This is a genomic window from Saccharopolyspora elongata, assembly GCF_004348985.1.
Classification (GTDB): domain Bacteria; phylum Actinomycetota; class Actinomycetes; order Mycobacteriales; family Pseudonocardiaceae; genus Saccharopolyspora; species Saccharopolyspora elongata.
The window spans coordinates 118,351-125,978 of the sequence record NZ_SMKW01000020.1; the positions used below are offsets into that span (position 1 = coordinate 118,351).

The 7,628-nt window shown below is 71.7% G+C and carries 4 protein-coding genes and 1 pseudogene; 3 read left to right on the forward strand and 2 right to left on the reverse strand.

Annotated features, from left to right (window positions below):
• The first annotated feature begins 41 nt into the window (after positions 1-41).
• Positions 42-1,437, forward strand: a pseudogene (locus tag E1288_RS17185) (3' terminal RNA ribose 2'-O-methyltransferase Hen1).
• On the forward strand, positions 1,437-3,995 hold the full coding sequence (locus E1288_RS17190) for a polynucleotide kinase-phosphatase (protein ID WP_132486220.1): 2,559 nt from the start codon (positions 1,437-1,439) through the stop codon (positions 3,993-3,995). Before E1288_RS17185 ends, E1288_RS17190 begins: the two are co-directional and overlap by 1 nt.
• Positions 3,996-4,068: 73 nt before the next feature.
• On the opposite strand, the gene E1288_RS17195 is transcribed toward E1288_RS17190, so the two are convergent.
• Positions 4,069-5,547: a serine/threonine-protein kinase gene (locus tag E1288_RS17195; RefSeq protein WP_132486222.1), complete on the reverse strand. Its 1,479-nt coding sequence runs from the start codon at positions 5,545-5,547 to the stop codon at positions 4,069-4,071.
• A 236-nt stretch (positions 5,548-5,783) separates the two neighbouring features.
• On the opposite strand from E1288_RS17195, the gene E1288_RS17200 reads away from it, so the two are divergent.
• Positions 5,784-6,977 (forward strand): cytochrome P450, encoded by a 1,194-nt coding sequence (locus E1288_RS17200; RefSeq protein ID WP_132486252.1) that lies wholly within the window; start codon positions 5,784-5,786, stop codon positions 6,975-6,977.
• Positions 6,978-7,129: 152 nt separating this feature from the next.
• Here the strand turns inward: E1288_RS17200 and E1288_RS17205 are convergent, their stop codons facing one another.
• Positions 7,130-7,381, reverse strand: a complete 252-nt coding sequence (locus E1288_RS17205) for a hypothetical protein (RefSeq protein ID WP_132486224.1) — start codon at positions 7,379-7,381, stop codon at positions 7,130-7,132.
• Positions 7,382-7,628 lie beyond the last annotated feature (247 nt).

Genomic DNA, 7,628 nt, shown 5'->3' on the forward strand with positions numbered 1-7,628 from the left:
AAGGAGGTTCGCCGTGCCGGGCGTTGGGGCACACTGTGGCCGTGCTCGTCACCCTCACCACCACGCACCGACCGGCCACCGATCTCGGCTTCCTGCTGCACAAGCATCCGCAGAAGGCGCAGACATTCCCGGTGGCCGGCGGAACGGCGCACGTCTTCTACCCGGTCGCCGCCGAGGACGAGTGCACCGCCGCGCTGCTGCTGGACGTCGATCCGGTGAACCTGGTGCGCGGCAAGAAGAACGACGCCTTCGCGCTGGCCCAGTACGTCAACGACCGGCCCTACGCCGCGGGCTCGCTGCTCGCCGTGGCGCTGGGTTCGGTGTTCCGGACGGCGCTGAACGGGCGTTGCGATGCGCGGCCGGAGCTCGCGGAGACACCGATTCCGCTGCAGGTCCGGGTTCCCGCGTTGCCGTGCCGGGGAGGTGCGGAGCTGGCCGCGCGGCTGTTCGAACCGCTGGGCTGGCGGGTCGAGGCCGCGCCGGTGCCGCTGGATCCGCAGGTTCCGGGCTGGGGGCGACTCCAGCTACGTGGACCTGCGGCTGTCCGGCGAGCTGCGCGTCTCCGCCGCGCTCAAGCACCTCTACGTGCTGATTCCGGTGCTGGACAACGGCAAGCACTACTGGGTCGGCTCGGACGAGGTGGACAAGCTGCTGCGGGCCGGTGAGGGCTGGCTGGCCGACCACCCCGAGCGGGAGCTGATCAGCAGCCGGTACCTGGCGCACCGCAAGTCCTACGTGCGCTCGGCCCTGGCGCAGCTGGCCGAGTCCGGCGACGACGAGCTGGACGACGCGATGGCCGAGCCGGCGGTGACCGCAACGTCCGAAAAGGACGTTCCGCTCGCCGTGCAGCGCCGCGGAAGCGTGCTGGCCGCGCTCAAGGCGAGCGGGGCGCGGCGCGTGCTCGACCTCGGTTGCGGTGGCGGCGCCCTGCTGCACGACCTGATCCAGGAGCCGTCGTTCACCGAGATCGTCGGCGTGGACGTGTCGGCCCGCGCGCTGGAGGTCGCCGCGCGCCGCTTCGAGCGGCTACCGGAGCGCCAGCGCGAGCGGCTCGCGCTGCGCCAGTCCGCGCTGACCTACGTGGACACCTCCCTCGCCGGATTCGACGCGGCCGTGCTGATGGAGGTCATCGAGCACGTCGACCCGCCCCGGCTGGCCGCGCTGGAGCACGCGGTGTTCGCCGCCGCCCGGCCCGGCACCGTCGTCGTCACCACCCCGAACGTGGAGTACAACGTGCGTTTCGAGAACCTGCCCGCCGGTGCGTTCCGGCACGCCGACCACCGCTTCGAGTGGACGCGGCCGCAGTTCCGGCAGTGGGCCGGCGGCGTGGCCGACCGGCACGGCTACGCGGTCGAGCACCTGCCCGTCGGGCCGGAGGACCCCCAGGTCGGGGCGCCGACGCAGCTGGCGGTGTTCACCAGGACGGCGGTGGCGTGATGCGGCTGTCCATTCCGGACATGGCGCTGGTGGTGCTGATCGGCGCCTCCGGCTCGGGGAAGTCCACCTTCGCGCGCACCCACTTCGCGCCGACGCAGGTGCTCTCCAGCGACTACTTCCGCGGTCTCGTCGCCGACGACGAATCCGACCAGTCGGCCAGCGCGGACGCCTTCGACGCGCTGCACTACGTCGCGGGCAAGCGGCTGGCGGCCGGGCGGATCACGATCATCGACGCCACCAACGTCCAGCGCAGTTCCCGGTCCACGTTGATCGAGCTGGCGCGGAAGCACCACGTGCTGCCGGTCGCCATCGTGCTCGACATGCCCGAGTCGGTATGTCTGGAGCGCAACTCCGCCCGCCCCGACCGGGATTTCGGCGCGCCGGTCGTCCGGCGGCACCGCGCCGAGCTCCGCCGGTCGCTGAAGTCGTTGCAGCGCGAGGGTTTCCGGCGCGTGCACGTGTTGCGCAGCGTCGAGGAGGTGGCGGCGGCCACCGTCGAGATCGAGCCGCTGCTCAACGACAAGCGCGCCGAGACCGGGCCGTTCGACGTGATCGGCGACGTGCACGGCTGCCGGGCCGAACTGGAGGAACTGCTCGAATCCCTCGGCTACGCCATCGAGCGCGACGACGAGCAGCGCGCCATCGGGGCCGCGCACCCGGAAGGCCGGCGCGCGGTGTTCGTCGGCGACCTGGTCGATCGCGGCCCGGACACCCCCGGCGTGCTCCGCCTGGTGATGGGCATGGCCGAGGCCGGGACCGCGCTGGTGGTGTGCGGCAACCACGAGCAGAAGTTCGTCCGCGCGTTGCGCGGCCGCAACGTCAAGATCGCGCACGGCCTGGCCGAGTCGCTGGCACAGCTCGCGGCCGAGCCCGCGGAGTTCCGCAAGCAGGCGGAGGAGTTCTGCGACGGCCTGGTCGCGCACTACGTGCTCGACGGCGGCAAGCTCGTGGTGGCCCACGCCGGGCTGCCCGAGCACTTCCACGGCCGCGCGTCGGGAACCGTGCGCAGCTTCGCGCTGTTCGGCGAGACCACCGGCGAGATCGACGAGTTCGGGCTGCCGGTGCGCTACCCGTGGGCCAACGACTACCGGGGCAAGGCGATGGTGCTCTACGGCCACACGCCGATGCCCGAGGCGGAGTGGGTGAACGGCACGATGTGCCTGGACACCGGTTGCGTCTTCGGTGGCAAGCTCACTGCGCTGCGCTATCCGGAGCGCGAGGTCGTCTCGGTTCGGGCGCACCGCGTCTGGTACGAGCCGAAGCGCCCGCTGCTGCCGCCCGAGGAGCTGCCCCCGGCGGCGGATTCGGTGTCGCGGCGGGAGCCGCACGTGCTCAACCTCGACGACGTCGCGGGCCGTCGTTCGGTGGAAACCCGGCACCACGGGCGGATCGCCGTCCAGCCCGAGCGGGCGGCCGCGGCCCTGGAGGTGATGAGCCGCTTCGCGATCGACCCGCGGTGGCTGCTGTACCTGCCGCCGACCATGGCTCCGGTGGCCACCTCGAACCGCCCCGACGTGCTGGAGCACCCCGAAGAAGCCTTCGCGGGCTACCGCGCCGCCGGTGTGCAGGACGTGCTGTGCGAGGAGAAGCACATGGGCTCGCGAGCGATCGTGCTGGTGTGCCGGGATTCCTCGACGGGCGCGACCAGGTTCGGCATCGACGGTCCGGGCGCGGTGCACACCCGCACCGGACGGCCGTTCTTCGCGCCGGACCAGACCGACGAGCTGCTCGGCCGCGTGCGCGCGGCCGCTGCTTCGGCCGGGTTATGGGAGGAGCTGTCGACGGACTGGCTGCTCCTGGACGCCGAGCTCATGCCCTGGAGCGCGAAGGCGCGCGGCCTGATCATGGACCAGTACGCCGCGGTTGGTGCTGCGGCGTCGGCGGCGTTGCCCAGCGCCGTGGAGATCCTGGCCGCCGCGTCGCAACGCGGCGTGGACGTCGCCGAGCTGCACGCCAAAACCGTTGCGCGGGCGGCGAATGCCGACGCGTACCGCGAGGCGTACCGCCGGTACTGCTGGCCGACCGAGGGGCTGACCGGTGTGCGGCTCGCGCCGTTCCAGGTGCTGGCCACCGAGGGCCGGACCTACCACGACCGCGAGCACGGCTGGCACCTTTCGGTGGCGGATCGGCTCGTCGGCGCCGACCCCGAGCTGTTCGCCACGACCCGCAGGCTCACCGTGGACACCACCGACCCGGATTCGACGGCGGCGGGCGTCGCGTGGTGGGAGGAGCTGACCGGCGACGGCGGCGAAGGCATGGTGGTCAAGCCGGCGGCGAACCTCACCAGGGGTCAGCGCGGCCTGGTGCAGCCGGGCGTGAAGGTGCGCGGGCGCGAGTACCTGCGGATCATCTACGGGCCCGACTACACCGAGGCGGCGAACCTGGAGCGCCTCCGCCAGCGGTCCCTCGGCCGCAAGCGCGGCCTCGCCACCCGCGAGTACGCGCTCGGCCTGGAGGGCCTGGAGCGGGTCGCGAGGGGCGAGCCGCTGTGGCGGGTGCACGAGTGCGTTTTCGCCGTGCTGGCCCTGGAGTCCGAGCCCGTCGACCCGCGGCTGTGAGCCGGTCACGCCCCGAGCGGCCACGCGACGCGCATCGCCGCGGCCGAGCCGTGGCCCGCGGTCCGATCCGCGATCACTGGCCGATCGGGACGAACTTCGACCAGGCGGTCTCGCTGACCTTGGTCTTGCCGTCCCAGAGCTCGACCTTGAAGCGGACCTTGCCCTTCTCGCTCAGGTCCAGGTTGCAGTCGACCGGAGGCCCCTCGGCGGTATTGTCGTCCTTGCACTCGTCCTTGCGGCCGTAGTCGGTCTCCGACAGCGTCTTGACCCACATGCCGTCTTTGCTGGTGTCGTGCGCGAAGAGGTGGTCGCCGATCGCCTCGAAGCAGCCGGTGCCGCGCTCGGCTCCCTCGTAGCTGATCGACTGGCACCACTTCGTCTGCGCCGGCGTCGCCGGCGGCGTCTCCGGATCCTCCGCCGGCTCCTGGGTTTCCGGTGCCTGCGTTGCGGGGTTCTGCACCGGCGGCGGCACGGGCGCGGACGACGGTGGCGGGGGCGGCGGCGCGCTGGACGTCGGCGGCGCCGAGGTCTGCACCGCGCTCGTCTCCGGCACCAGCGGCGACGGGTCGCCGACCGGAATCGCCTGGCCCGGCTCGTTGTTCATCGTGGTCGCGAAGGCCGCCACCCCGGCCACGGCCGCGACCATGCCGACTCCGGCCAGGGCGTACACCCAGCGCGCGCCGCCCTTGCGCTTCGGCGCCGCAGGCAGCGCGGCGAACTGCGGCGGGATCGCCGTGACGCTGGTCAGAGCCTGCCGGGCCGCCCTCGCCAGCTCGCCCGCGCTGCCGAAGCGGTCGGCCGGGTTCTTCGCCATGCCGCGCGTGACGATCTGGTCGAACTCGCGCGGGATGTCGTTGCGGGCGCCGGTCGGCGCCGGCGGCGCGTGGTTGAGGTGCGCGTTGATCAGCGAAGCCGCGGTGTCCCCGGCGAACGGCTTCGCGCCGGTCAGGCACTGGTACAGCACGCAGGCCATTGAGTACACGTCCACCCGGTGGTCGACCGGGCCGTCGTCGAACCGCTCCGGCGCCATGTAGGCGAGCGTGCCGACGGTGTAGCCGGTGGAGGTCAGCGTCGCGGAGGCGCGCAGTGACGCGGCGATGCCGAAGTCGACGAGGTAGGCGAACCCGCTGTGGCTGACCAGGATGTTGGACGGCTTGACGTCGCGGTGCACCAGGCCTTCCTGGTGCGCGGCGTCCAGCGCCTCCGCGACCTGCTCCAGCACCGCCACCGCGTCCGCCGGGCGCATCGGGCCGTGCGCGGCGAGCAGCGACCCGACGTCGCTGCCCTCCACCAGGCGCATGTCGAGGTAGAGCCGGCCGTCGATCTCGCCGTAGGCGTGGATCGGGATGACGTGCGGCTCCCGCAGCCGGCCGGCCGCGTGCGCCTCCCGCTTGAACCGCTCGCGGAACTCCTCGTCGGCGGCGAGGTTCTCGGCCAGGAGTTTGAGGGCGACCACGCGGTCGTGACGGGTGTCGTACGCGCGGAGGATCTCGCCCATCCCACCCCGCGCGATCAAGCCATCCACCCGGTAAGGGCCGAACTGCCACTTCACGGTGCGTAACTCCTCAAGACCGACATCGGCCGTCATCCTATTGGGTGAGTCACAACGGCGCCGAACACCCCGAGTGCCGCACCCTACCGCGACCTATGGAAGCGATCCGGTCACCCGGTGCCGTCGGTGAAGTTTCCGCTACGAACCGACACCGACCGGTGCGCCGGGCGACCCGGGACTGCTACAAGAAGTGGATCATGTTCGACCACCCGGCTGCGGAAAGGACCGGTCCACCGATGTCGACCGACGGGACGAACGCACGCAAGATCGATCGAGGCGAACCCGAGGGCGGCTGCCCGGTCAGCCGCGGTTCCGACGGCGTCTGGACGATCCGGGGCTACGCCGCCGCGCGCACCGCGCTGCGCAGCACCGACACCGTCCAGGCCGGCCTCGGGGTGGAGACGGTCGAGAAGATGCCCGCCAAGATCCGGCGCCCGGTGCTGTACCGGGACGGCCCGGAGCACCGCGAGCACCGGCGCCAGACCGCCAAGTACTTCACGCCGCGCCGGGTGGACGAGAGCTACCGGGAGCTGATGGAGCGAGTGGCGGACGCCCAGCTCGACAAGCTCCGCGGCGCCGGGCAGGCGCAGCTGTCGGACCTGAGCTTCAACCTCGCCATCGACGTGGCGTGCGCGGTGATCGGGCTGACCGAGAGCCGCCCCGGCCTCCAGCACCGGCTGGAGCGGTTCTTCCCGGAGGAGTTCGGCGAACCGGGCTTCACCAGCCTCAACGGGCTCTACTGGATTTGGCGGCAGGCCACCAACTGGGCCGGGATCTACTTCGGCGACGTCCGGCCCGCCGTCCGGGCGCGCCGCGAGCAGCGCCGCGACGACCTGATCTCGCACCTGCTGGACGAGGGCTGCTCGTCGGCCGAGATCCTCGGCGAGTGCATCACCTTCGCCGCCGCGGGCATGGTCACCACCCGCGAGTTCGTCAACCTCGCCGCGTGGCACCTGTTCACCGACGAGCCGCTGCTGGACCGCTACCGCGCCGCCGATGAGCCCGAGCGGCTCGCGATCCTGCACGAGCTGCTGCGCCTGGAACCGGTCGTCGGCCACCTCAGGCGGCGCACCACGGCACCGGTCGAGCTGCCGGCGGAGAACGACGAGACGGTCACCGTGCCGACCGGTGAGGTGATCGACATCCAGGTCAGCGCGACGAATGCCGACCCGAGCGCGATGGGCGACCAGCCGCTCGCCGTGTGCCCCGCCCGTCCCCTCAACGACGCCTCCGCACCGGGACTGTCCTTCGGGGACGGTGCGCACAAGTGCCCCGGCGCGAACATCGCGATCATGGAGACCGACGTCTTCCTCAAGAAGCTGTTCGCCGTCCCCGGCGTGCACATGAAGAAGGAGCCGCGCGTCTCGTTCAACGACGCGATCGGCGGCTACGAACTGCGCGACATGGTCGTGGCGATCCCCAACCCGTGAAGCCGCGATGCGGGGCGTCCATGACCCGGGCGCCCCGCACAGCGCGGCCGTTCCGCCTCACGACATCCGCGTCAGCGCCCGCATTCCGAACGAGGGGGGCGCCACCGAGAGCTGAACTGCTCCCCGGTGGCGCCCCCCTCGTTCATCCCGGATCAGGATTCCGGTGCGTCGCTCCCGGCGGGAACGGCGATGGGCCGCAGCCGGGCCCACACCACGAGCGCGGCGGCGAACACGAGCATGCCGATGCCCGAGAAGAGGTTGATGTTGATGCCGCCGGACTTGGTGATCTCGTCCGCGCCGTCGGTCGCGCCGACGACGACCAGCACCGCGCCGAAGATGCCGAACAGCAGCGCGATCACGGTGCGGATGTCGAAGGCACCCGCGGTGCCCGAAGTCTTCGCCATGTCGGTTCCTAGCCTTCCCGTTCTTTCTTGGTCTTTGAAGCGGCGCAGCCGCTTAGCCCACCTACGCAACCGGCACCGCCACCCGCACCGCTACCCAAAACGAGCCTGGAACACCTCATTTCAGCCGAAGATGATGTTGAGGGCGATGATCAGGACCAGCGCGATCCCCGCCAACAGCCCCGGGCGGCGGTACCAGCCGGCGTCCTCACCACTGGTCGAGGCCCGCAGACTGGCCCGCGGCGTCAAC

What these genes read in the sequence shown, in the direction of transcription:
- E1288_RS17200 (WP_132486252.1), top strand. Translation starts at nt 5,784, where the DNA reads ATGTCGACCGACGGGACGAACGCACGCAAGATCGATCGAGGCGAACCC.
- E1288_RS17205 (WP_132486224.1), bottom strand. Translation starts at nt 7,381, where the DNA reads ATGGCGAAGACTTCGGGCACCGCGGGTGCCTTCGACATCCGCACCGTG.
- E1288_RS17190 (WP_132486220.1), top strand. Translation starts at nt 1,437, where the DNA reads ATGCGGCTGTCCATTCCGGACATGGCGCTGGTGGTGCTGATCGGCGCC.